Here is a 22,241-nt window from a genome sequence, read left to right as displayed (position 1 = left end):
CGTTGCTGCTTACAAGAGAGATTTGACGATGGCTTCCCGACGCGGGCAGATGCTCGATGGTGTCCTGTTGCTCGACAAACCCGAGGGCTTGTCGAGTAATCATGCCTTGCAGCGGGCCAAACGTGCGCTGGATGCACGCAAGGCTGGTCACACCGGCACGCTTGACCCGTTCGCTACCGGGCTGTTGGTATGCTGTTTGGGGCGGGCTACCAAGATTTCCGCAGCCATGCTCGAGGCCGATAAGGTTTATGAAGCGACGCTGCGCCTGGGCGAGGAAACGGATTCCGGTGATCTGACCGGGCACGTAGTTTTTCAGCAGCCGGCCGATGCGGAACCCGTCTCGCAAGATCAGTTTGAACGGGCACTTGCTGCGTTCCGCGGCGAAATCGAACAGATTCCGCCCATGTATTCCGCTCTGAAACGAGATGGAAAGCCTTTGTATGAGTACGCTCGTCAGGGTATTGAGCTGGACCGGCCACCCAGGAAGGTATTGATACACCGCCTTGAACTGCTCGATTTCGAAGGTGGCGATGCGCGAATTCTGGTCCATTGCAGCAAAGGCACGTATATACGTACGCTGGCTCAGGACATCGGGCGCGCCCTTGGCTGTGGCGCTCATCTGGTCGCCTTGCGTCGGACTCAGGTCGGGCCGTTCCACCTGGAGGACGCAATCGAGCTTGAATCGCTTCAGGCGATGGACGCTCCGCAATCAGTGCTTATAGCGCTGCACGCCTTGCCTGAAGGCTTGTGGCCCCAAAATTCAAAACCAAAGGATCAAGTATGAAACGCGCCTTGCGCAATGTAGCCATCATCGCTCACGTCGATCACGGCAAGACCACCCTGGTGGATCAGTTGCTGCGCCAGTCAGGAACCTTTCGCGATAACGAGCACGTGTCCGAACGGGTCATGGACTCTGGCGATATCGAGAAAGAGCGTGGCATCACCATCTTGTCGAAAAACTGTGCGGTCGAGTACGAGGGTACACACATCAACATCATTGACACCCCGGGACACGCGGACTTCGGAGGCGAAGTCGAACGGGTGCTGTCCATGGTTGACGGCGTACTCCTGCTGGTTGACGCTGTTGAAGGCCCCATGCCTCAAACCCGATTCGTCACACGCAAGGCACTTGGCCTTGGTTTGAAACCTATCGTTGTGGTCAACAAGATTGACAGGCAGGGTGCCCGCCCGGACCATGTCATCAACGCCACCTTTGATCTGTTTGACAAGCTGGGAGCCACCGAAGAGCAGCTGGATTTTCCGATTATCTATGCATCGGGCCTTTCGGGCTTCGCAGGCCTGACCGACGATGTGCGAAGCGGCGACATGCGTCCGCTTTTCGACGCCATTCTCAAGCACGTGCCGCAGCGAGAAGACGATGCCGACGGCCCCTTGCAGTTGCAGATCATTTCGATCGACTACAGCACTTACGTTGGAAAGATCGGCATCGGGCGCGTCAATCGCGGAAAGGTCCGCCCAGGGCAGGATGTGCTGGTACAGTTTGGTCCCGAGGGCGAACGCTTCAAGGGACGCATCAATCAGGTGCAGCAGTTCAGCGGCCTTGACCGAAAGCTGGTCGATGAGGCAGAAGCGGGTGACATCGTGCTGATCAATGGTATCGAAGATATCGGTATCGGTTGCACAGTCATGGATCCGGATACCCCCGAACCCCTGCCCATGCTGCGTATTGACGAGCCCACGCTTTCCATGAACTTCATGGTCAACTCGTCGCCGTTGGCAGGACGCGAAGGTAAATATGTCACCAGTCGTCAGCTGCGCGACCGGCTCGAGCGAGAGCTCAAGTCTAACGTGGCGCTGCGTGTCAATCCTACGGACGACGACATGGTGTTCGAAGTGCGCGGCCGGGGCGAGCTGCATTTGACGATCCTTCTTGAAAATATGCGTCGCGAGGGCTACGAGCTGGCTGTATCGCGTCCGCAAGTTCTCATCAAGGAGATCGATGGCGTGCGTCATGAGCCGTTCGAACTATTGACCGTCGATATCGAAGAAGGTCATCAGGGCGGTGTGATGGAAGAGCTGGGTCGACGCAAGGGCGATCTGCTGGACATGCAATCGGACGGACGTGGCCGGACCCGCCTTGAGTATCGAATTCCTGCGCGCGGTCTGATCGGCTTCCAGAGCGAATTCATGACGCTCACGCGTGGTACCGGCCTGATGAGTCATATTTTCGATGACTACGCCCCAATGCGCGAGGGTAGTGTAGGCGAGCGTCGTAACGGCGTTCTGATCAGTCAGGATGACGGCGCAGCAGTGGCTTATGCCCTATGGAAGCTTCAGGATCGTGGTCGCATGTTTGTGAGCCCGGGCGACGCACTTTACGAGGGCATGATCATTGGCATTCACAGCCGGGATAACGATCTGGTCGTCAATCCGATTCGTGAAAAGAAGCTGACCAATATACGTACCACCAGCAAGGATGAGCATATCGACCTGGTTCCCCCCATTCGTCTCACCCTTGAATATGCGGTGGAATTTATTGCTGATGACGAACTGGTAGAGGTCACACCCAAGTCGATTCGTCTGCGCAAGCGATATCTGCAAGAGCATGAGCGCCGTCGCGCCATGCGCGAAGCAAGTTAAGGCGGCTCGTGGTGCCATCTTGGTACCACGTTCCATCTTCGCCCGCGAGTCATCTCGCAAAACCATTTGATTTGACGCCGGAACCCGCTTAGGCGGGTTCGGTGCATTTCCAGCGTCCGTGCCTTTTGACGGTCGCGTGACGCCTGTTTTTGAGGAGAAATCCGTCATCCAACAGTGATTATTAGGAGTTTGTTTTGACCGCAAATACGCGTATTGCCATCCTGGGCGCAGGTCCCAGCGGGTTGGCGCAGCTGAGAGCTTTCGAGGCTGCTCGCCTGGCAGGTGTAAAGGATCTTCCAGAGATCGTCTGTTATGAGAAGCAGAACGATATTGCCGGCATGTGGAATTACACCTGGCGGACCGGCCTGGATCGAAACGGAGAGCCTGTGCATGGCAGCATGTACCGCTACTTATGGTCCAACGGCCCAAAAGAATGCTTGGAATTTGCCGATTATTCTTTTGATAAACATTTTGGCCGTCCCATACCGTCTTACCCACCGCGAGAAGTCCTGAAGGATTACATCATGGGCCGCCTGGATAAGCGCGCGATCTTCAATTACGTGCGATTTGAATGTCCGGTACGGTGGGTCACGTTCGACGAAGAAACCGACAAGTTCACGGTAACGGTAATGAATCACAAGACCGGTGAACAGGAGTGCGAGCAGTTTGACTATGTGGTTGTGGCAACGGGTCACTTTTCCACACCCAATATGCCCTATTTTGAGGGTCTGGAACACTTCCCGGGCCGGGTACTTCATGCTCACGACTTCCGTGACGCGCTCGAGTTCGAAGGGCAGGAATTATTGCTGGTCGGTGGCAGTTACTCGGCCGAGGACATCGGAACCCAGTGCTACAAATATGGTGCGAAGTCGGTTACCTTGAGTCATCGCGGAGACCCTCTTGGGTATGACTGGCCAGAGGGCATAGAAGAGCGCCCATTGCTGATCCGGCTGGACGGCGACGTGGCGCACTTCGAGGATGGCTCCAGCAAGCGGTTCGACGCTGTCATCATGTGTACGGGCTACCTGTTTCACTTTCCTTTTTTGCCTGACGATCTGCGCTTGCAGACTCACAACTGCCTGTATCCGGACAACTTGTACAAGGGCGTGTTCTTTCACCCGAATCCCAAGCTGATCTACCTGGGCATGCAGGATCAGTACTTCACGTTCAACATGTTCGATGCGCAAGCCTGGCTGGTGCGGGATGCCATTATGGGCAAGTTTGTGGTTCCCGATGCGGATGCGCGTCGTGAAGACATGGAAAAATGGCTGGCAGAACATGAGACGCTTGAAACGCCGCAGGAGTCGATCGATTTTCAGGCAAAGTACATACGCGACCTGGTGTCACTCACAGACTATCCGGATTTCCCGATCGAAAAGCAGGCCGAGCTCTTCAAGTCTTGGCTGAAGGACAAGGAAGAGGACATCATGGGCTTTCGCAACAAGTCCTATGCCTCGACCATCACGGGAACGATGGCGGCCAAGTTGCCCCGGCCCTGGATGGACATCAAGGATGACTCCCTTGAAGGCTTCATGGCCTTGAATTTCATCGAAGCCGAATAGTCAGGGCTTTGAGAAGAACGGCGGCGAATATTTCGCCGCCGTTTTCACTTTCGGGATAGTAAAGGGCGCTAAGCGGATAGTCGCCCAGCCTCCGGCGCGCATAATGGTTTGCAAAATTCCATGACAAAAAAACCCGTGAAACCGTAGCGGGAAAGGAGGCAAACATGAACGGAATCAAGGATAAAGTGGCCATCGTCACTGGTGGTGCAACCATCATAGGGGCGGCCGTCGCCGCGTCACTGCACGCTGCCGGAGCCAGGGTCGTCATTGCTGACATCGACAGGGACGGAGGCGAGCGCGTCGCGAAAGACCTGGGCGAGGGCGCGCGATTTATCGCGACCGACATTACCGATGATGCCCAAATCGAACAGTGTGTGGCTTCCACGGTCGGGACTTACGGTGGGGTCGACCTCCTGATCAATCTTGCATGCAGCTATGTCGATGACGGAATTGAATCCACTCGTGATGACTGGAACCAGAGCCTAAGCGTCAACGTCGTGGGTGCGGTCATGATGGCCAAAGCTTGCCGCCCCCACATGGTGGCTCGCGGAGGCGGTGCAATAGTCAATTTCAGCAGCATCAGTGCCAAAGTCGCCCAGACGGGGCGCTGGTTGTACCCCGTTGGCAAGGCCGCGGTAGCACAGCTGACGCGCAATATGGCGATGGACCTGGCCGGCGAAGGCATTCGCGTCAATTCAGTATCCCCCGGCTGGACGTGGTCCCGTGTGATGGATGAGCTCACGCAAGGCAATCGCGCAAAGACTGACAAGGTGGCGGCACCATTCCATATGCTGGGGCGCGTTGGCGATCCCGAAGAGGTCGCCAACGCTGTGGTGTTCCTGTGTTCTTCACAGGCTTCCTTTATTACCGGAGCAGACCTGGCGGTTGATGGAGGTTACAGCGCCATGGGACCCGAGCAGGGTGTGCCCGCGATTCCTCTGCTGGCACAGTAGCAGAGCAATCGCCGCAGCAACAAGAACCCAACAAAGTTGGGCCAAGACAGGAGACACAAATGAAGATCGGAATCATTGGAGCCGGCTTCGCCGGCCTGGCTACGGCCAAGGTCCTGACGCAGTTCGGTCATGAGGTGACTGTATTCGAGAAGGCTCCCGACGTAGGCGGCGTCTGGAGCGCCACACGCAGGTATCCGGGGCTGCGCACACAGAACAACAAGGATACCTATTGCTTCACCGATTACCCGATGCCGTCATCGTATCCCGAATGGCCTTCAGGCGAGCAGGTGCAACAATACCTGGAGTCTTATGCCAGCCATTTTGATCTGAACGGTTCGATCCGCCTCAATACCGAGGTGCAGCGTGCCGAGCCGCGTGCCGACGACGGCTGGAGCGTGACGGTCAGCGACCTGAACAGCAACCAGACCTCTCAGCACGAGTTTGACGCATTGGTGGTGGCGAACGGCATTTTCTCAGAGCCGTTTATTCCGGATTACGAAGGACGGGCGGCTTTTGAGGCGGCAGGAGGCCGCATTTGCGCGGCGTCGGAGTTTCATGACGTTGAGGAAGCCAGAGGAAAGCATGTTTTGGTCGTAGGCTACGGAAAATCCTCATGTGACGTCGCTGCCGAGATCGGCAAGGTAGCAATGTCCACCAAAGTCATTGCCCGCGAACTGTTGTGGAAAATGCCGCGCAAGATCATGAACGTACTTAATTACAAGTACTTGATGCTTACCCGCATGGGCGAAGGCCTGTTCCCTTATATCGAACAACGCGGGTTCGAGCGTTTCTTGCATGGGCCCGGAAAAGGCGTGCGCGACAGCATGATCAAATCGCTGCAGTCTGTCGCAACAAAACAGCTTCGTCTCGAGAAGCTGGGTCTGGTGCCCGAGGGGACGTTTGACCGGATTGCGCGCAGTACTGTCAGCCTGGCTACCGATACCCTGTATCGACACGTCGAAGAAGGGCGAACAGAAGTGGCGCGTGATTGCGAGATTGTGCGACTCGGACAAGATCGAGGTCAGCCTGTGGCAGAGCTCAGTGACGGTCGCAAGGTGCCCGCCGAGCTGATTGTCTGCGGCACGGGCTTCAAGCAGGTAGTGCCATTTTTCTCCGACGAGCTGCAGCAGCGCATCACCGACGACGAAGGCAATTTCATGTTGTACCGTCAGATCCTTCCACTAGAGGTTCCCAATCTCTATTTCTGCGGGTACAACTCTTCGTTTTACAGCCCGCTTAGCGCAGAGGTGGCAGCGCTTTGGATAGCCGCGTATCTAATGGGAGACATCACCCTGCCGTCGTTGGATCAGCGGCGCAAACACGTTGTAACGCGTTTGCGCTGGATGCAGGAACGCACCGAGGGCAAGCATGCCCGGGGGACCAACATCATCCCGTTCTCCATGCATAATATTGACGAGATGTTGAACGAGATCGGGCTGAATGTGTCGGCGATGACGCGTTTCAAGCAGTGGCTGCTGCCCACCAATGCCAAGGACTATCGTTCTGTAACCAGGGGGCTGCTGAAACGCGCCAGAATGCGCAGCAATAAGGGCGAACCCGCTCCTAATTGGAGAGGCCGGCCTGCGGCATAGGCCGACGTCGATGGCAGGCGGCCACTGCTATTTTCGTGGCGTGGCCGTCTGGCTGGGACTTTCGCCGAACTGGGCTCGATAGGCTTGACTGAAGTGCCCCAGGTGCGAAAACCCGGCGTTGAGTGCAACACGGGTAATCTGAACGGCACGCCCGGTGTCGCGGGCTTGGAGCAGCGCCTCACGGACCTTCTGCAGCCTCACCTGCCGAAGAAATCCCATGGGTGAAATGCCTTTGTACTGTTGAAACCCTTTATGAAGGCTGCGAGCGCTGATGGCTGCGTGACGGGCCAGTACGTCCATGGTGATGGGTTCGCTGTAGTGGGCGCGGATGTAATCTTCGGCGCGTTGCACATACTGCTTGGCCGGCGTTTGCACGGGCTCTGCCAGAGCCCGGCTGTAATTGTGCGGGTGCTGACTAAGTAGTGTAGCGATCAGGAGATCTTCGATCTGGCGGGAAATCAGGCGGTGCTGCGCAGCATCGGCAGAGAACGCAGACGAGGCCAGAAACTGCACGAGGGCTTTCCAGGCCGCACCTTGGCGTGAGCGAAGATCCATGCCCAGCTCAAATTCGATCGGCTGTGGCAGAGCGTAACCCAGCTGGGCACTGCAGGCGGCTTCGAGCGCCTCGCGCTCGAGCCGGACGATGAGTTGGTCGCACTGGCCCTGCCATTTCATGTGCAAGGGCAAGGTGGGTGTCAGTACCGAGGCGCGATGGGGGCTGGATGTAATCTGCTGGTCGCCGCAGCGGATCTGGGCAGTACCTTCGAGTGGCATCTGAACGAGCAGGAACTTGTCCAGACAGTCCGGTTCGATGCTGACGTCGGCTCCGTAGCACAGCCTGTTGATGGACGCGTTGCCCAAGGGCATATGGTCCATATAGGCGTCGAGCTTTTGTTGACGACCCAATACACCAAGATCGTGAGGCTTGAAGATGCGAGCGACCAGATTGCGGGTTTCGTCCAGATCGCGGGAGTGGAACAGTCGAGCCCGTACAGGGCCACGCTTGGATGTGGCAGTTTGGGACAGCAAGTTCATGGAAGCAGACCTCCAGGGACCGTGTCGCGCCGAAGCAGCTTGAGGGCGCGGTTCGCGCAGATGACTGCATGGATGATTTAAGTTTAAACTAAGTACACGTAAAAACCATACAGAAAAACCCAGGGGGCGCCCAACTAAAGGTGCCTATATCATTATCGTGCAGAACCCTTTACGGAGACCAAAATGAGCAATACCCCCTCCAGTTTCGTCGAGCTTCTTTCCAAAGGCGATTTCAAGGTCATCGACCTGACTCATACCCTTTCGCCCGACTTTCCGCCTTTGCAACTGCCACCCGAGTTCGGGCAGGTTTCGTCGTTCAAGATTGAAACCATTTCCCAGTACAACGAAGCTGGTCCGGCCTGGTACTGGAACAACTTCACCTGTGGCGAACATACAGGAACCCACTTTGACGCGCCCGTACACTGGGTTTCCGGCAAGGACGTCCCCAACAACTCGGTCGATACCATTGATCCAGCCAATTTCATTGCCCCGGCAGTAGTCGTCGACGCTACCGAAGAAGTCAGCCAGAACGAAGACTTCATCCTGACGCCAGAATTTCTGCAGGCCTGGGAGGCCAAACACGGGCAGATCCCTGCCGGCAGCTGGGTCCTGTTTCGCACCGGTTGGGCCAAACGCCTCAGCGATCCGGCCTCGTATGTAAACATGCGCGAAGACGGTGCCCATACCCCCGGACCCAGCCAGGAAGCAGTCGAGTGGATGATCAAAGAGCGTGACGTTCACGGTTTTGGCGTGGAAACCATCAACACCGACGCCGGCCAGTCGTACGGCTGGAAGGTGCCGTATCCATGTCACACCCTGATGCACGGTGCCGGCAAGTACGGTCTGCAGTGTCTCAACAACCTTGACCAGTTGCCACCGACCGGGACGGTCATTGTGGCCGCGCCGCTCAAGATCCAGAATGGCTCGGGCAGCCCGCTTCGCGTGTTGGCTTTGGTACCTTAATCGCCAGCTCCGGAGGACCCATGAACAAGAAAGAAGCCCAGGTCATCGTTGTCGGCAGCGGAATGAACTCTTTGGTTTGTGCCGCGATATTGGCCAAGCGAGGCAGGTCGGTACTAGTGCTCGAGCGCAACGACAGGCTCGGAGGCTGCATACGTACCGAAGAACTGTTCCCGGGTTTTCACCACGAGGTGCTATCTTCGTGGTACCCCTTGTTCATGGGCGGTGCCGCCTATCCCGAACTCAAGGACGATCTTGCATCACTTGGTGTCGAGTTTGTTTCAAATGGATACACAACCGGCGTCGCCATGCCCGATGGTCGCACCCTTGCGCTCAAGCAGGACATTGGCGATTCCGTAAACCGTATTGAAGCTGTCGCCCCGGGCGATGGACAGGCCTTCGGTGCCATGGCCGGCCAGCTATTTGAGAAAGACGCTGCGCTGACCTTCGGTCTGTTGGGTAATTCGCCCTACGACTGGAAGGTCGGGCGTCTGCTGTTTTCGGAGTGGCGCAAGCGTGGAACCGATGGACTCCTGGGGTATGCCTCGGAATCACTCGAAAGTTTCCGTCGTTGGAGCGACCGCAAGCTCTCGTCCGACCTTACCCGGGCCATGATGGCCCCTTGGGTGTTGCATACCGGCTTGGGACCGGATGACGCCACGTCTGCGCTAATCGGCAAGCTCACCTTCGCAGCAGTGGTTGCTGGCGGCATGCCGGTTGTAAAAGGAGGCAGCCAAAAACTCGTGGAGGCCCTGCAGGCCCTCATTGAACGTCATGGCGGCCAAGTACTCACCAATGCCGAAGTTACCGAGGTAATTACCTCGAATGACCGTGCTACAGGAGTGAGGGTAGGCGATACGGTCTACTCGGCCAGCCAGGCAGTGGTATGCAACGTCACCCCGCCCCAGTTGTATGGCCGCCTGTTACCTCAGGCTCCGCAAGAGCTGCGCGATCGCGCGCAAGGCTACGCCTTCGGGCGTGGCTGCATGCAGATCCATTTCGCCTTGAACGGCCCTGCACCGTGGCGTGATCCTGAAATGCTCAAGGTACCCCTGGCGCACCTTACCGATAGCCTCGAGTCGGTTTCGATGGCGGTTGCCGAGGCAAATAATGGGCTGTTGCCGCGAAATCCCACCATTGCAATCGGCCAGCCAACGGCGGTGGATCCCAGCCGGGCACCAGAAGGCAAGTGGATACTCTGGCTTCAATTGCAAGAAATGCCGTCGCGGATTCGTGGCGACGCGGCCGGGCAAATCGAGGTTCCGGCCGACGGGCTCTGGAATGAGGCTGTTCGCGAGGCCATGGCCGATCGTGTACAGACCCGACTCGAATCAGTGTTGCCGGGCCTGTCTGAGCTGATTATCGGTAGAAGGGCATATTCCCCAGGAGACCTGCAAGCGCTTAACTGCAACCTGGTCGGTGGTGATCCTTACTCGGGAATCTGCTCGCCAGACCAGTTTTTCTGGTTGCGGCCCTTTGCCGGGGCCAAGGGCGCCAAGGCACATAAAACGCCGTATAAAAATGTGTATCACATCGGCGCCTCGACCCATCCGGGTCCGGGTCTGGGTGGAGGCTCGGGGTATATGGTGGCTCAGGCGCTTACGCGCAAATAGGTTTCGGCGGCTTATTCAAGGGGCAGTACTGCGCCGCCACCCAGGTGTTCGGCGTAGTCAGAGCAGAAATCTTCGATGTGCTGCATGATCTCGTCGATATCGTCACTGATGGTGACCAATTCGAGATCATTGGGCCCGATCAGCTTGTGCCCAAGCAGCTGCTCTCGCATCCAGTCGAACAGCCCCTCCCAAAATTGGGTACCCATCAGCAAGATCGGGGCAGGAGGCACCTTGCGCGTCTGGACCAACGTCATGACCTCGAACAGTTCGTCGAGTGTGCCAAAGCCACCCGGCATGGCAATGTAGGCTGCGCTGTGCATGAAAAACGTCGCCTTGCGTGAATAAAAATATTCAAACTGCAGGCTGTGCGTCTGATAGCGATTGTTGGTGGTTTCGCGGGGCAGACTGATATTAAGTCCTATACTGGTACCGCCGGCCGTAAATGCCCCCTTGTTGGCCGCTTCCATGATGCCGGGGCCGCCACCGGCAATGACGGGCAATCCCGCTTTAGCCAGGCGTCGCCCCAGTTGTTCGGACATTTGGTAATACTTGGAATCGGGTGTGAGGCGGGCACTGCCAAATACGCTGACGCCCCACCCCACTTGTTGAAGTGTGTCGGCGGCCGCTTGCATCTCTGACATAATCTGGGGGATCTGCTCGGCTGCCGAAGCGCGTACTATTTTTTTTACTGTCATGAAAAAAACCTTGTTGCTTGTTGATGGGTCCAGCTATCTGTACCGTGCCTATCACGCCCTGCCTGATCTGCGTAATGCCAAAGGAGAACCCACCGGCGCGCTTTATGGTGTGGTTTCCATGTTACGTAGACTGCTTCAGGATTACAAGGCAGACTACGCAGCATGCGTTTTTGATGCCAAGGGTGGCACGTTCCGCGACGACATCTATCCCGAATACAAAGGGCACCGACCTGATATGCCGGACGATCTGCGTGCCCAGATCGAGCCCATACACAAGGTGGTTGCCGCGTTGGGCTGGCCCGTGCTTGCGGTATCGGGCGTCGAGGCCGATGACGTGATCGGCACCCTGGCCAAGCGTGCTACAGCCCTGGGCGTGCACACGGTTATTTCTACTGGGGATAAAGACCTTGCTCAACTGGTAAACGAGCATGTAGAGCTGGTTAACACGATGAGCGGAGAGAAAACCGATGTCGAAGGCGTAATGCGCAGGTTCGGAGTAAGACCGGACCAGATCATTGATTTTCTCATGTTAACAGGTGATGCGGTCGATAATATTCCCGGAGTTGAAAAGGTCGGCCCCAAGACGGCTGCCAAATGGCTCAACGCCTACGGCTCTCTTGATAATCTGGTGGCTCATGCTGACGAAATCAAGGGTGTCGCCGGCAACAACCTTCGTCAGGCCATACCGAACTTTGAGATGACGCGCCGGCTCGTGACAATCAAGCTCGACTGCGAAATTCCCTTCTTTGATGACGAAACCTTGGGTGATCTGGTTCCCAAGGAACCCGACACCCAGGCACTTATCCAGCTATACGATGAATACGGTTTCCGTACATGGTTGCGCGAGCTGAGCGGCGACCCTCAACGAATTCCCTCGCAGGATGCGCGTGTGGCCGCCGATACGCCTCAGGCGCCCGAGCAGATCAATTACGAAATTGTGCAGGATCAAAAATCGCTCGATGCCTGGATGACCCGTCTCAGAAGCGCCGAACTCGTCGCGCTGGACACAGAAACCACATCCATCGACCCCATGCAGGCACGCATTGTGGGGCTATCCTTGTCGGTGGAGCCCGGCCATGCGTGTTACATACCTTTGGCTCATCGCGGACCCGATAACCCGACGCAACTGTCCATGGACGAAGCATGGGCCAGCCTGCGGCCGTGGCTCGAGGATCCGAAAGCTGCCAAGCTGCTGCATAACGCAAAATACGACACCCATATATTCAAGAATGAAGGGATTACCTTGGCTGGGGTCACAGAAGACACCATGCTCCAATCGTACGTGCTGGAGTCTCACCGTCGGGTCAACATGCAAGAACTGGCCCAGCGCTGGCTGGGCGTAACGGGGGTTACATACGAAGAGCTGTGCGGCAAGGGAGCCAAGCAAATCTGCTTTGACGAGGTCGAACTGGCCAAGGCGGCGGTTTATGCCTGCGAAGATGCCGACTACACCTTGCGCCTGCATCATGTGCTGCGGCCACAGGTTGCCGCGCAAGAGGGGTTTGAGCGCATTTATCAACTCGAAATGCAAGTGTCTGATGTACTTGCCACGATAGAGCGCAATGGTGTGAAAATTGATGTTCAGGCCCTGGCCGCGCAAAGCCACGAGCTGGGCCAGCAAATGCTCGAGCTCGAGAAAAAGGCGCACGAACTGGCCGGTCAGCCATTCAATCTCAATTCCCCGAAGCAACTGGGCGAAATATTGTTCCAGCGCATGGAGCTTCCGGTTGTGCGAAAGACCGCCAGCGGGGCGCCTTCCACAGATGAAGACGTGTTGACCAAGCTGGCCCGTGATTACCCGCTTCCGCAAGTCTTGCTCGAATATCGAAGTCTGGCAAAGTTGAAGTCCACCTATACTGACAAGCTGCCACGCATGGTCGATCCGCGAAGTGGCCGGGTTCACACGCGGTACTCGCAGGCTGCGGTGATTACCGGCCGATTGGCGTCTTCCGACCCTAATTTGCAGAATATCCCGGTACGGACACCCGAAGGCCGCAGAGTGCGCAGTGCTTTCGTGCCCGAGCGTGGCCATCTTGCATCGGCAGACTATTCTCAGGTCGAGTTACGGGTCATGGCGCATCTTTCGGGCGACGATAATTTGCAAAGTGCGTTTGCACGAGGCGAGGATATTCATGCGGCAACCGCTTCAGAGGTATTTGGAGTCGCATTGGCCGAAGTATCTGCCGAGCAACGCCGCGCAGCAAAAGCCATCAATTTCGGTCTGATTTACGGCATGGGCGAATTCGGGCTGGCGTCAAATTTGGGCATCACGCGAGATGCGGCGCGCGCATACATCGACCGCTACTTCAATCGCTACCCGGGTGTCGCGCACTATATGGAGCAGACCAAGCTAAAGGCTCGTGAGCAAGGCTTTGTCGAAACAGTGTTCGGGCGGCGGCTTTGGCTGCCGGATATCCGCGGCGCCAAGGGTCCACGGCTGGCTGCAGCCGAGCGGGCCGCGATCAATGCGCCGGTCCAGGGCACTGCCGCAGACTTGATCAAGATGGCGATGGTAGCTGTGCAGCACTGGATCGAAACCGAAAAGCTTGAGACCAGAATGATCATGCAGGTGCACGACGAGCTGGTTCTTGAGGTGGCCGACGACGAAGTTGAGCTGGTACGGGCCACGCTTCCGGGGTTGATGTGCGATGTGGCCGAACTGGCGGTGCCGCTTGTCGCAGAGGTTGGATTTGGTTCAAACTGGGAGCAGGCGCATTAAGCGCGCGTTTACAGACAGGAGAAATCAGATGTCTTTTTCACCGATAACCGGCATGACGGAAACTGCCATTCATACACCTGCCGACGGATTGGACGAAGCTGCCTTCAAGCTGCCGACCTTCGACGGAACCATCGACGCATACTATGCCAAGCCAAAGGGACAGTCCCGCATTCCCGTCATACTCGTCATCCAGGAAATATTCGGTTTGCATGAACACATCCGAGATGTCTGCCGACGCTTTGCGAATCTGGGATATCTGGCGGTGTCAGCGGAGCTTTATCAGCGGCAAGGCGACCCCAACGCATTCGACAACATACCCGATGTCATCAGCAATATTGTTTCGAAGGTTTCCGACGAACAGGTCATGGCGGATCTGGATGCCTGCGCCAACTGGGCCGGGCAGCAGGGCGGGGACGCATCCCGGCTTGGTGTAACCGGCTTTTGCTGGGGTGGACGCATCACCTGGATGTACATGGAGCACAATCCCGCCGCAAAGGCAGGAGTTGCCTGGTACGGCAAGCTGGCTACAGGGCATGGTCCGTTGCAAAAGCGTAATCCTGTAGACGTCGCCAACACGCTCAAGGGTCCGGTGCTTGGTCTTTACGGCGGACAGGACTCCAGCATTCCACTCGAGGACGTGCAGCGCATGGAGGCTGAGCTGGCCAAGGGTAACGAAGCGGCGCGCGCGTCAAGGATAGTTGTTTATCCCGATTCCGGACATGCGTTCTTTGCGGATTATCGTCCGAGTTACCGCGAGGACGACGCGCGCGACGCGTGGGCGAAGGCTACAGATTGGTTCAAGTCCCGCCTCTGAACGACATGGATGCCAGGGTGCCCCGTCCGGCCTTCCGGTCCGGACGTCAGAAGTTTTTCCGGGTTTAAACGCGCACCGAGTTTTGCTGCAACGCCTGGATACGGACTTCGATGGGTGGGTGAGTGGCGAACAGGGCGCTGATGGCCCGGCCTCCGGAAATACCGGCTGCCTCGAAATTTTTGGGCAGGTCGCCCGGTTCCATGCCACCCAGGCGAGCCAAGGCCCGGATCATGGGTTCGCGGGCACCCAGGAGCTTGGCGGAGCCTGCGTCGGCGCGGAATTCGCGCTGGCGAGAGAACCAGGCCACGATGATGGAAGCCAGTATGCCAAAGATAATTTCGCATACGATGACCGTCGCAAAGTACCCGATGCCGACGCCGTCCCTGTCGTTCTTGAGCACGGCGCGGTCAATGAAATACCCCACGACACGGGCCAGGAACACCACGAAGGTATTTACAACGCCCTGGATCAGCGTGAGCGTCACCATGTCGCCATTGGCGATGTGAGCCACTTCGTGACCCAGGACCGCCGTAACTTCTTCTTCGGTCATCGATTCCAGCAAGCCCGTCGATACCGCTACCAGTGCGTTGTTCTTGAAGGCACCCGTGGCAAAGGCGTTGGGCGCACCGTGGTAAATGGCGACTTCCGGGTGACCGATGCCTGCACGGTCGGCCAACTGGTGCACGGTGTCTACCAGCCAGCGTTCGCGTGAGTTGGCGGGGGCGTTGGGGTCGATGACTCGCGCGCCAGTGCTGCGTTTGGCCATCCATTTGCTGAGCAGCAACGAAATGATTGAGCCTGTAAAGCCCACAATGGCCGAGAAGGCAAGCAACTGTCCCAGATCCATGCCTTGCGCAGTGATGTAATTTCCCACCCCAAACACACTCAAGGTGATGCTCAGCACAACCAGGACGGCCAGGTTGGTCATCAAAAATAGAAAAATGCGTTTCATCGACTATTTCCTGTGTAGCGAACTGTAGTTTTAAATGTGTCCCGAATTATATGGAGACATTGCGCGCTGCTTAAAGTGCCCGTGTTCTAAAAATATTGTGTTTCTGGCTAAATGCGCTGTTTGGGGCGATTGAGATAGGCCCTATGCCTAATTTTTTTCCGGAGCAGCTGCGATCCAGGCTTTGCGCCGGATGTGCCGCCGGTCAAACCAAAATATCGTTGGGAAAGTATAGTAGCGTCTTTGAATAATCGGTGTCGGGTGCTTGATGCAGTCGTTGTGGATGTTGCTTGCCTGTGCCATGTTCGCCGTGATGGGGGCCTGCATCAAGGTGGCGGCCGATTTCGGCGCGTCACTTTCGCAGATCGTCCTGTTTCGCGGCGTGCCTTCCGTCTTGCTCTTGCTGGCATGGGCGATCTCCTCCGGGCGCAGCTTGCGTCCCCCTGATTGGAAATTGCATATTTGGCGAAACCTGTCAGGCATCACTGCCATGTGGATGGGCTTTTATGCCTTGTCGCATTTGCCTTTACCTACGGCGGTCAGTCTGAACTACACCTCGCCGCTTTTCATAGCCGGCTGGATGATGGTTTCGGGTGCAGCGCAGCGCGACTGGGTACGCGGATTCGCCGTGCTGCTTGGATTTGTCGGTGTTATCGGGGTCTTGCGACCCAGTATCGGACAGGAGCACTTTCTGGCCGGGCTCCTGGGATTGGGGTCGGGTGCCTTCGGAGCCATTGCCATGCTTCAGGTTCGTCAGCTGGGGCGAGCTGGCGAGCCGGAATGGCGCACTGTGCTGATATTTTCGAGTTGTGTCTGTGTGACAAGCTCGGTGGGCCTTGCATCGCAGGGATGGCATGCGCCATCCGTTCCGGCCTGGCTGGGTCTGTTCGGCCTGGGCGTCTCTGGTCTGGTGGGACAACTGGCCATGACGCGAGCCTTTGGTTACGGCTCTACATTGTTGACGGCAGCACTTCAATACACCACCATCATTTTTGCAGCCATGATCGGAATTGTGTTCTGGAGTGACCGACCCGATCTCGTGGCCTGGGCAGGGATGGCATTGGTCATCGCCTCAGGCTTGCTTTCCACATGGCGAACCTATATTGAAAGTCGTAAGCGTCGCCTCAGTCAGACGCGGGTTACATGAACAGGAGACTCAAGTGACAGAACTGCTTATCAGTCCATCTCGGCTCATGACGGCTGCAGATAAGCAAGAATGGCTGATTTTTGACGTACGTCACGACCTCAGTGACCATCAGGCCGGGCGTCGGGCGTACGAGCAGGGCCACATTCCCGGAGCAGTGTTCCTGGATCACGAAACGCAGCTGTCGGCACCGCGGACGGGGCGAAACGGACGCCATCCGCTGCCTGACCTTGCAGAATTCACCGCATTGATGCACCGGATGGGCGTGCGTCCCGACACTGGCGTGGTGGCTTATGACGCAAGTGGAGGGGCCTTCGCGGCACACCTGTGGTGGATGCTGCGCTGGATGGGGCACCAGCACGTTGCTGTCCTGGACGGCGGGTGGCAGGCTTGGCTCGCCGCAGGCGGGCGGGTTGAAGTCGGCTCTTCTGCAGGGGGAGACGCCGGGCAGACTTCATCAGATCCCGCGCTCTGTGGTCGGGCGGGGCCGGAGGCAGTGCCTCATATGCCAACGGTGGATGTCAACGCAGTCATGGCAATCCTCGAACGGCCCGCCTTTACCATCATTGATGCACGTTCTCCTGAACGCTACCGTGGGGAAGTGGAACCCATTGATCCGGTAGCCGGGCATATACCCGGGGCGGTAAACCGACCGAACTCCTTGAATCTTCAAGCCGATGGCCGCTTCAAGCCAGCAGGGCAGCTGCGCAAGGAGTTCGTGGAATTGCTGGGGCAGACAGAGCCCGGGCGGGTGGTGCATCAGTGCGGTTCAGGCATTACAGCTTGCCACAATCTGTTCGCGATGGAGCTCGCCGGCTTGAAGGGCTCGGCCTTGTATCCAGGGTCGTGGAGCGAATGGTGTGCCGACCCGAGCCGCCCCGTCGGCAGGGCCGTATAAAAGCCGGTTGCCCTGACAAAGGCAGCCGCGGCAGGGTTGGCGAGCCGCGCGATGCAGTGGCCTGATTCAGCCTTCGATCGACATCATGCGGCGATACCAGGCGTGGAAATGCAGCATGCCGTCTTCCATTGGCGACTGGTATGGGCCCGATTCGTCTGCGCCACGCATCATGAGCGCCTTGCGGCCCGCATCCATGCGTTCGGCAATTTCATCGTCTTCGACAGCCGTTTCCATGTAGGCGGCCTGTTGTGCCTTGACGAACTCCGGTTCGAAGGCTGCGATTTCTTCGGGGTAATAAAACTCGACCACATTGACCGTTTCTTGCGGGCTTATCGGGTGCAGGGTAGATAGCACCAGCACGTGCGGGTAGAGCTCGATCATGTGGGTGGGGAAATACGTGACCCAGATGGCGCCAAACTCGGGTGTCTGGCCACCCCGATACTCGAGCAGCCGGTCATGCCACTGGCGATACACATCGCTGCCGGGCTGTGCCAAGGCCTGATGCACACCCACTTTTTGCAGGCTATACCATTCGGAGAACTCCCATGTGAGGTCGTCACAGGTAACGAAGCGACCCAGGCCGGGATGAAATGGGCCGACGTGGTAATCCTCGAGGTAGACCTCGATGAAGGTCTTCCAATTGTAATTGCAGCGATGGATTTCGATGTGATCCAGCACGTAGTCCGAAAAATCGAACTCGGGCCGTTTAAACAAGGCCGCCATGTCGGCAGCCGGGTCCCTGGGCCCCTCGAACAGCAAGCCGTGGCAGTTTTTGAGCGCGAAGCGCTGCAGATCAAGGGGCGGTGTTTCTGGAAACAGCGGTGCGCCCTTGAGCTGGCCCTGCAGACTGTAGGTCCAGCGATGTATGGGGCAGACGATATTCCCGCCGGTACTGGCGAGATTGCCGCTGCATGAACCGCCGGCTTTGTCGAAGCCCAGCATTATGGCTTGACGGTGCCTGCAGACGTTCGAAAGCAGTTCTACACCATTCTGGTTGCGCACCAGGACCCGGCCGCTTTTTTCGTGGGCCAGCGTACGCCAGTCACCCGGTTCGGGAACGAACTTTTCGTGCCCGGTATAAAGGCATGAACGGTTGAAGATCAGAGCCTGTTCGCGAGCGAAAGTCTCTTCATCGAAATAGCTGCTGACTGGTAGTTGCGTTTGCGCCGGTGCAAAATGCACCTCCCGACCAATGTCGGTCATGGATTCCCCCCCGCTGCGATGACAACCCGCGAAGAAAAAACGGCACTCGCCGAATTTAGCGTTTCGAAAGGTGAATTTTTCATTATACCGTAGAGTTTTCCTTGTATAACAAGGCGTGGCGGGCGTCAGGGGGCTATCGGGGCGGGCGGCAGAAGCTAGCGGGCCGGCTCTGTTTCACAGTAAATCGGCGTGAATAAGGAACGCAAGGCCCGCATCTCGTACAATTCGCTATTGAATGCTCAATCAGACGGCGTGAGCCGGATCAATATTTTTGGAACACCTCATGGTCGACGACTACAAGACGCGAGGCGCCGGGCAGGGCATTGAACCCTCTGGCGGCTCGGCGGCGGCGAACGACTTGCCACAAGATTTCGAAAGCGCACTGGCCCAGCTGGAAGCTCTCGTGTCACAAATGGAGAACGGTTCCCTGCCTTTGGAACAGTCGCTTGCCGCCTATCAGAAGGGCGTCGAGCTTGCTCGAATCTGTCAGAAGCTTCTTGACGACGCCGAGCAGCAGGTAAAGGTCTTGCAAGATAACCTTCTCAAGCCGTTTGACGAGGTAAACGCCTCTGGCGAAGGCTAAACATGAACTGTCCCGATTTTTCTACTTGGTACGCCGAGCGGGTGCGCCATGTCGAGACCGTTCTGGAGGGTTTCATGCCCGATTCTTCGGTCGTGCCGGCCCGGCTGCACGAAGCCATGCGGTATGCCGTGCTGGGTGGTGGAAAACGGATTCGGGCAGCACTGGTTTACGCCGCCGGCGAAGCTTGCGCTCCCACCGGCAAGACGTTGGCGTCAGCGCAGAACATCGCGCTGGATCACGCTGCGGCCGCCGTTGAACTGATCCACGCATACTCGCTGGTGCATGACGATTTGCCGTGCATGGACGATGATGATTTGCGACGGGGTCGTCCGACCGTTCACGTGCAGTTTGATGAAGCAACGGCCATGCTCGCCGGCGACGCTCTGCAACCGCTGGCCTTCGAGTTGCTTGCGCAAATGCCCATTGCTCCTGCATTGGTGGTGCAGGCCGTGGAAATGCTGGCACGTTGTGCGGGCAGCCTTGGCATGGCGGGTGGTCAGGCGATCGATTGCGCCAGCACCGGACTCTCGTTGGACCAGGAGCAATTGCAGGCCATGCATGCCATGAAGACGGGTGCCATGCTCGAGGCCAGCATATTGTTGGGCGGAATTGTTGCAGGTGCCAGTTCGCCTGCACGGCAGGGGCTCGAGGCCTACGCCGACGCTGTGGGTCTGGCGTTTCAGATTGCCGATGATGTGCTGGATGTCGTGGCCGACACAGCAACCCTGGGCAAAACCGCGGGAAAGGATGCCGCGGCGAACAAACCGACTTATGTGTCGTTGCTGGGCCTTGATGCGTCGCGTCAATTGCTGCAGGAGTTGCGTCAGGAGGCTCATAACGCTCTCCTGCCTCTCGGACCTGCCGGCACGCGTCTTGCTGAAATTGCCGACTACATCGTCGGGCGCAGTCGTTAACAGGCGCCGGCCAGAACACTGGACTCCGTGCACCCGATATTCGCATACTTATGACTAACGTTTCTCTCGAACACATTGAGTCCCCCGCTGATCTCAGGGCACTTGACAAGCATGACCTGAAGGAATTGGCGACCCAGCTGCGCGAATTCGTTTTGCAGTCGGTCTCCAGGACGGGCGGACACCTGTCGTCCAATCTGGGTACCGTCGAGCTGACCATTGCACTGCACTATGTGTTCAATACACCCGAAGACCCGATCATTTGGGACGTCGGACACCAATCGTATCCACACAAGATCCTGACCGGGCGTCGTGAAGCCATGGCTCGCTTGCGGCAGCTGGACGGGATATCGGGCTTTCCCAAGCGTAGTGAGTCTCCCTACGATGCGTTTGGGACGGCGCACTCTTCCACTTCCATTTCGGCGGCTCTGGGAATGGCGGTGGCCGCCCGCAACAAGGGCATTGACCGGCAGCACATCGCTGTTATCGGGGACGGCGCCATGACAGCCGGCATGGCTTTCGAGGCGCTGAACAATGCAGGTGTTACGCCGGGCGTGAATATGCTGGTTGTCCTGAATGACAACGACATGTCCATTTCACCGCCGGTGGGTGCGCTCAATCATTACTTTGCCCGCTTGCTGTCGGGACGCTTCTATGCCGCAGCCAAGAATATGGGGCGCGCTGTCTTGCAGCATATGCCGCCGGTGCTTGAACTGGCGCGCCGCTTTGAAGGCCATGCCAAAGGGCTTGTTGCATCGCCCGCCACCTTGTTTGAAGAGCTGGGTTTCAATTATGTCGGTCCTATTGATGGTCACGACCTGGATGCGCTCATCCCGACTCTTGAAAACCTGCGATCGCTGGGCGGACTGCAATTCCTGCATGTCGTTACTCGCAAGGGGCAAGGCTACAAATTGGCCGAGGCGGACCCGGTCCTGTACCACGGACCGGGCAAGTTCGACCCTTCGGTGGGAATTCAAAAGCCCTCGACGCCGCCACGACAGACGTTCACCCAGGTGTTTGGTCGCTGGTTGTGCGATATGGCCGACCATGACAGCCGACTGATAGGCATTACTCCCGCAATGCGTGAAGGTAGCGGCATGGTCGAGTTTCATAAGCGATTCCCACAGCGTTATTTCGATGTGGGTATTGCCGAACAACACGCCGTAACGTTTGCGGCCGGCATGGCCTGCGACGGCCTCAAGCCGGTGGTGGCCATTTATTCTACGTTTTTGCAGCGCGCCTACGATCAGCTAATCCACGATGTCGCCTTGCAAAACCTCGATGTCACGTTTGCACTGGACCGGGCCGGCCTGGTGGGGGCCGACGGCGCGACACATGCCGGCAACTACGACATTGCCTTCTTGCGCTGCATACCGAATGTGGTGGTTGCGGCACCTTCCGACGAAAACGAGGCGCGTCTGCTCTTGAATACCTGCTATCAGCACAATGGGCCTGCGGCTGTGCGCTACCCTCGAGGCGCGGGTTGCGGTGCCGAGGTCGCAGCAGGGTTTGATACCGTGCCCTTGGGCAAGGGGCGCATCGTACGCGAGGGATCCCGGATTGCAATTTTGGGATTCGGCACGCTGGTCCCTGCGGCCCTCGAGGCGGCCGAAAAATTTGGCGCCACTGTGGCAGACATGCGTTTCGTCAAGCCGCTGGACACCGACTTGATCGATCGGCTGATCGAGGGCCACGACGCCATCGTAACGCTTGAAGAGGCAGCAGTGATGGGCGGGGCGGGCAGTGCGGTGCTTGAATATCTGAGCCAGCGCGGAGTCGAGAAACCCGTGCTGCAATTGGGGCTGCCCGATCGGTTCATCGACCACGGAGATCAGGCAGCGCTGCGCAGGCAGGTGGGTCTTGATGCCGAAGGGATCGAGCGTGCGATTGGCGAGCGGTTTGCCGACGTACTGGGGGCAATCCGGCTAAAAGCCCATACCCATTAGGGGTTTAGGGGCATTCCCGACTAAACTGGGTCATAATAAACAGTTTTCAAATTCGGCCGGGCG

The 22,241-nt window shown here is 57.6% G+C and carries 18 protein-coding genes; 14 read left to right on the top strand and 4 right to left on the bottom strand.

The genetic code is table 11. From position 1 onward, the window contains the following. Window positions 1-28 precede the first annotated feature (28 nt). The 5 genes from truB (at window position 29) to Q1J88_RS00245 (ending at window position 6,708) form a co-directional block, all read left to right on the top strand. The gene (gene truB / locus Q1J88_RS00265; RefSeq protein WP_301115387.1) at window positions 29-784 is read left to right on the top strand and encodes a tRNA pseudouridine(55) synthase TruB; all 756 of its coding nucleotides are present in this window, start codon (window positions 29-31) and stop codon (window positions 782-784) included. Beyond that, the gene (gene typA / locus Q1J88_RS00260) at window positions 781-2,601 is read left to right on the top strand and encodes a translational GTPase TypA (protein WP_301115386.1); all 1,821 of its coding nucleotides are present in this window, start codon (window positions 781-783) and stop codon (window positions 2,599-2,601) included. Before truB ends, typA begins: the two co-directional genes overlap by 4 nt. A gap of 194 nt (window positions 2,602-2,795) precedes the next feature. After that, the gene (locus Q1J88_RS00255; RefSeq protein WP_301115385.1) at window positions 2,796-4,163 is read left to right on the top strand and encodes an NAD(P)/FAD-dependent oxidoreductase; all 1,368 of its coding nucleotides are present in this window, start codon (window positions 2,796-2,798) and stop codon (window positions 4,161-4,163) included. Between the two features lie 164 nt (window positions 4,164-4,327). Then, the gene (locus Q1J88_RS00250) at window positions 4,328-5,116 is read left to right on the top strand and encodes an SDR family oxidoreductase (protein ID WP_301115384.1); all 789 of its coding nucleotides are present in this window, start codon (window positions 4,328-4,330) and stop codon (window positions 5,114-5,116) included. Window positions 5,117-5,175: 59 nt separating this feature from the next. Next, window positions 5,176-6,708, top strand: coding sequence for an NAD(P)/FAD-dependent oxidoreductase (locus tag Q1J88_RS00245; RefSeq protein ID WP_301115383.1), 1,533 nt, complete (start codon window positions 5,176-5,178; stop codon window positions 6,706-6,708). A 27-nt stretch (window positions 6,709-6,735) separates the two neighbouring features. Here Q1J88_RS00245 and Q1J88_RS00240 read toward each other — a convergent pair whose 3' ends face one another. Then, window positions 6,736-7,743 carry an AraC family transcriptional regulator gene (locus Q1J88_RS00240; RefSeq protein WP_301115382.1) on the bottom strand — a complete coding sequence of 336 codons (1,008 nt, stop codon included), beginning with the start codon at window positions 7,741-7,743 and terminating at the stop codon, window positions 6,736-6,738. A 183-nt stretch (window positions 7,744-7,926) separates the two neighbouring features. On the opposite strand from Q1J88_RS00240, the gene Q1J88_RS00235 reads away from it, so the two are divergent. Both Q1J88_RS00235 and Q1J88_RS00230 read left to right on the top strand, forming a co-directional pair. Beyond that, the gene (locus Q1J88_RS00235) at window positions 7,927-8,706 is read left to right on the top strand and encodes a cyclase family protein (RefSeq protein WP_301115381.1); all 780 of its coding nucleotides are present in this window, start codon (window positions 7,927-7,929) and stop codon (window positions 8,704-8,706) included. 20 nt (window positions 8,707-8,726) lie between these two features. After that, complete coding sequence (locus Q1J88_RS00230; RefSeq protein ID WP_301115380.1) at window positions 8,727-10,316, top strand: NAD(P)/FAD-dependent oxidoreductase; 1,590 nt, start codon at window positions 8,727-8,729, stop codon at window positions 10,314-10,316. Window positions 10,317-10,327: 11 nt separating this feature from the next. Here the strand turns inward: Q1J88_RS00230 and Q1J88_RS00225 are convergent, their stop codons facing one another. Further along, window positions 10,328-10,957 carry a TIGR00730 family Rossman fold protein gene (locus Q1J88_RS00225; RefSeq protein WP_301115456.1) on the bottom strand — a complete coding sequence of 210 codons (630 nt, stop codon included), beginning with the start codon at window positions 10,955-10,957 and terminating at the stop codon, window positions 10,328-10,330. Between the two features lie 52 nt (window positions 10,958-11,009). On the opposite strand from Q1J88_RS00225, the gene polA reads away from it, so the two are divergent. Together polA and Q1J88_RS00215 are read left to right on the top strand one after the other, a co-directional pair. After that, window positions 11,010-13,730: a DNA polymerase I gene (gene polA / locus Q1J88_RS00220; protein ID WP_301115379.1), complete on the top strand. Its 2,721-nt coding sequence runs from the start codon at window positions 11,010-11,012 to the stop codon at window positions 13,728-13,730. A gap of 28 nt (window positions 13,731-13,758) precedes the next feature. Continuing rightward, complete coding sequence (locus Q1J88_RS00215) at window positions 13,759-14,544, top strand: dienelactone hydrolase family protein (RefSeq protein ID WP_301115378.1); 786 nt, start codon at window positions 13,759-13,761, stop codon at window positions 14,542-14,544. A 64-nt stretch (window positions 14,545-14,608) separates the two neighbouring features. Here Q1J88_RS00215 and htpX read toward each other — a convergent pair whose 3' ends face one another. Continuing rightward, on the bottom strand, window positions 14,609-15,496 hold the full coding sequence (htpX, locus tag Q1J88_RS00210; RefSeq protein WP_301115377.1) for a protease HtpX: 888 nt from the start codon (window positions 15,494-15,496) through the stop codon (window positions 14,609-14,611). Between the two features lie 265 nt (window positions 15,497-15,761). Between htpX and Q1J88_RS00205 the strand changes: the two genes are divergently transcribed. After that, on the top strand, window positions 15,762-16,640 hold the full coding sequence (locus Q1J88_RS00205) for a DMT family transporter (RefSeq protein ID WP_301115455.1): 879 nt from the start codon (window positions 15,762-15,764) through the stop codon (window positions 16,638-16,640). A gap of 46 nt (window positions 16,641-16,686) precedes the next feature. Further along, the gene (locus tag Q1J88_RS00200; RefSeq protein WP_301115454.1) at window positions 16,687-17,535 is read left to right on the top strand and encodes a sulfurtransferase; all 849 of its coding nucleotides are present in this window, start codon (window positions 16,687-16,689) and stop codon (window positions 17,533-17,535) included. Window positions 17,536-17,601: 66 nt separating this feature from the next. Here Q1J88_RS00200 and Q1J88_RS00195 read toward each other — a convergent pair whose 3' ends face one another. Further along, the gene (locus Q1J88_RS00195; protein WP_301115376.1) at window positions 17,602-18,738 is read right to left on the bottom strand and encodes an aromatic ring-hydroxylating dioxygenase subunit alpha; all 1,137 of its coding nucleotides are present in this window, start codon (window positions 18,736-18,738) and stop codon (window positions 17,602-17,604) included. Window positions 18,739-19,021: 283 nt separating this feature from the next. On the opposite strand from Q1J88_RS00195, the gene Q1J88_RS00190 reads away from it, so the two are divergent. Genes Q1J88_RS00190 through dxs form a run of 3 tightly spaced genes read left to right on the top strand, consistent with a single transcriptional unit; the run spans window position 19,022 to window position 22,178 of the window. Further along, window positions 19,022-19,321, top strand: coding sequence for an exodeoxyribonuclease VII small subunit (locus tag Q1J88_RS00190; protein WP_301115375.1), 300 nt, complete (start codon window positions 19,022-19,024; stop codon window positions 19,319-19,321). 2 nt (window positions 19,322-19,323) lie between these two features. After that, on the top strand, window positions 19,324-20,235 hold the full coding sequence (locus Q1J88_RS00185) for a polyprenyl synthetase family protein (protein WP_301115374.1): 912 nt from the start codon (window positions 19,324-19,326) through the stop codon (window positions 20,233-20,235). A gap of 50 nt (window positions 20,236-20,285) precedes the next feature. Continuing rightward, window positions 20,286-22,178, top strand: a complete 1,893-nt coding sequence (gene dxs / locus Q1J88_RS00180; RefSeq protein ID WP_301115373.1) for a 1-deoxy-D-xylulose-5-phosphate synthase — start codon at window positions 20,286-20,288, stop codon at window positions 22,176-22,178. Window positions 22,179-22,241 lie beyond the last annotated feature (63 nt).

This window comes from Pusillimonas sp., from assembly GCF_029263785.1.
Lineage (GTDB): Bacteria > Pseudomonadota > Gammaproteobacteria > Burkholderiales > Burkholderiaceae_B > Pusillimonas.
This window is presented reverse-complemented; position numbering and strand designations above follow the sequence as displayed.

Bases quoted from the DNA above. Each gene is read 5' to 3' on its own strand.
- truB (WP_301115387.1), top strand. From the start codon at position 29: ATGGCTTCCCGACGCGGGCAGATGCTCGATGGTGTCCTGTTGCTCGAC.
- typA (WP_301115386.1), top strand. From the start codon at position 781: ATGAAACGCGCCTTGCGCAATGTAGCCATCATCGCTCACGTCGATCAC.
- Q1J88_RS00250 (WP_301115384.1), top strand. From the start codon at position 4,328: ATGAACGGAATCAAGGATAAAGTGGCCATCGTCACTGGTGGTGCAACC.
- Q1J88_RS00245 (WP_301115383.1), top strand. From the start codon at position 5,176: ATGAAGATCGGAATCATTGGAGCCGGCTTCGCCGGCCTGGCTACGGCC.
- Q1J88_RS00240 (WP_301115382.1), bottom strand. From the start codon at position 7,743: ATGAACTTGCTGTCCCAAACTGCCACATCCAAGCGTGGCCCTGTACGG.
- Q1J88_RS00235 (WP_301115381.1), top strand. From the start codon at position 7,927: ATGAGCAATACCCCCTCCAGTTTCGTCGAGCTTCTTTCCAAAGGCGAT.
- Q1J88_RS00230 (WP_301115380.1), top strand. From the start codon at position 8,727: ATGAACAAGAAAGAAGCCCAGGTCATCGTTGTCGGCAGCGGAATGAAC.
- Q1J88_RS00225 (WP_301115456.1), bottom strand. From the start codon at position 10,957: ATGTCAGAGATGCAAGCGGCCGCCGACACACTTCAACAAGTGGGGTGG.
- polA (WP_301115379.1), top strand. From the start codon at position 11,010: ATGAAAAAAACCTTGTTGCTTGTTGATGGGTCCAGCTATCTGTACCGT.
- Q1J88_RS00215 (WP_301115378.1), top strand. From the start codon at position 13,759: ATGTCTTTTTCACCGATAACCGGCATGACGGAAACTGCCATTCATACA.
- htpX (WP_301115377.1), bottom strand. From the start codon at position 15,496: ATGAAACGCATTTTTCTATTTTTGATGACCAACCTGGCCGTCCTGGTT.
- Q1J88_RS00205 (WP_301115455.1), top strand. From the start codon at position 15,762: ATGCAGTCGTTGTGGATGTTGCTTGCCTGTGCCATGTTCGCCGTGATG.
- Q1J88_RS00200 (WP_301115454.1), top strand. From the start codon at position 16,687: ATGACGGCTGCAGATAAGCAAGAATGGCTGATTTTTGACGTACGTCAC.
- Q1J88_RS00195 (WP_301115376.1), bottom strand. From the start codon at position 18,738: ATGACCGACATTGGTCGGGAGGTGCATTTTGCACCGGCGCAAACGCAA.
- Q1J88_RS00190 (WP_301115375.1), top strand. From the start codon at position 19,022: ATGGTCGACGACTACAAGACGCGAGGCGCCGGGCAGGGCATTGAACCC.
- Q1J88_RS00185 (WP_301115374.1), top strand. From the start codon at position 19,324: ATGAACTGTCCCGATTTTTCTACTTGGTACGCCGAGCGGGTGCGCCAT.
- dxs (WP_301115373.1), top strand. From the start codon at position 20,286: ATGACTAACGTTTCTCTCGAACACATTGAGTCCCCCGCTGATCTCAGG.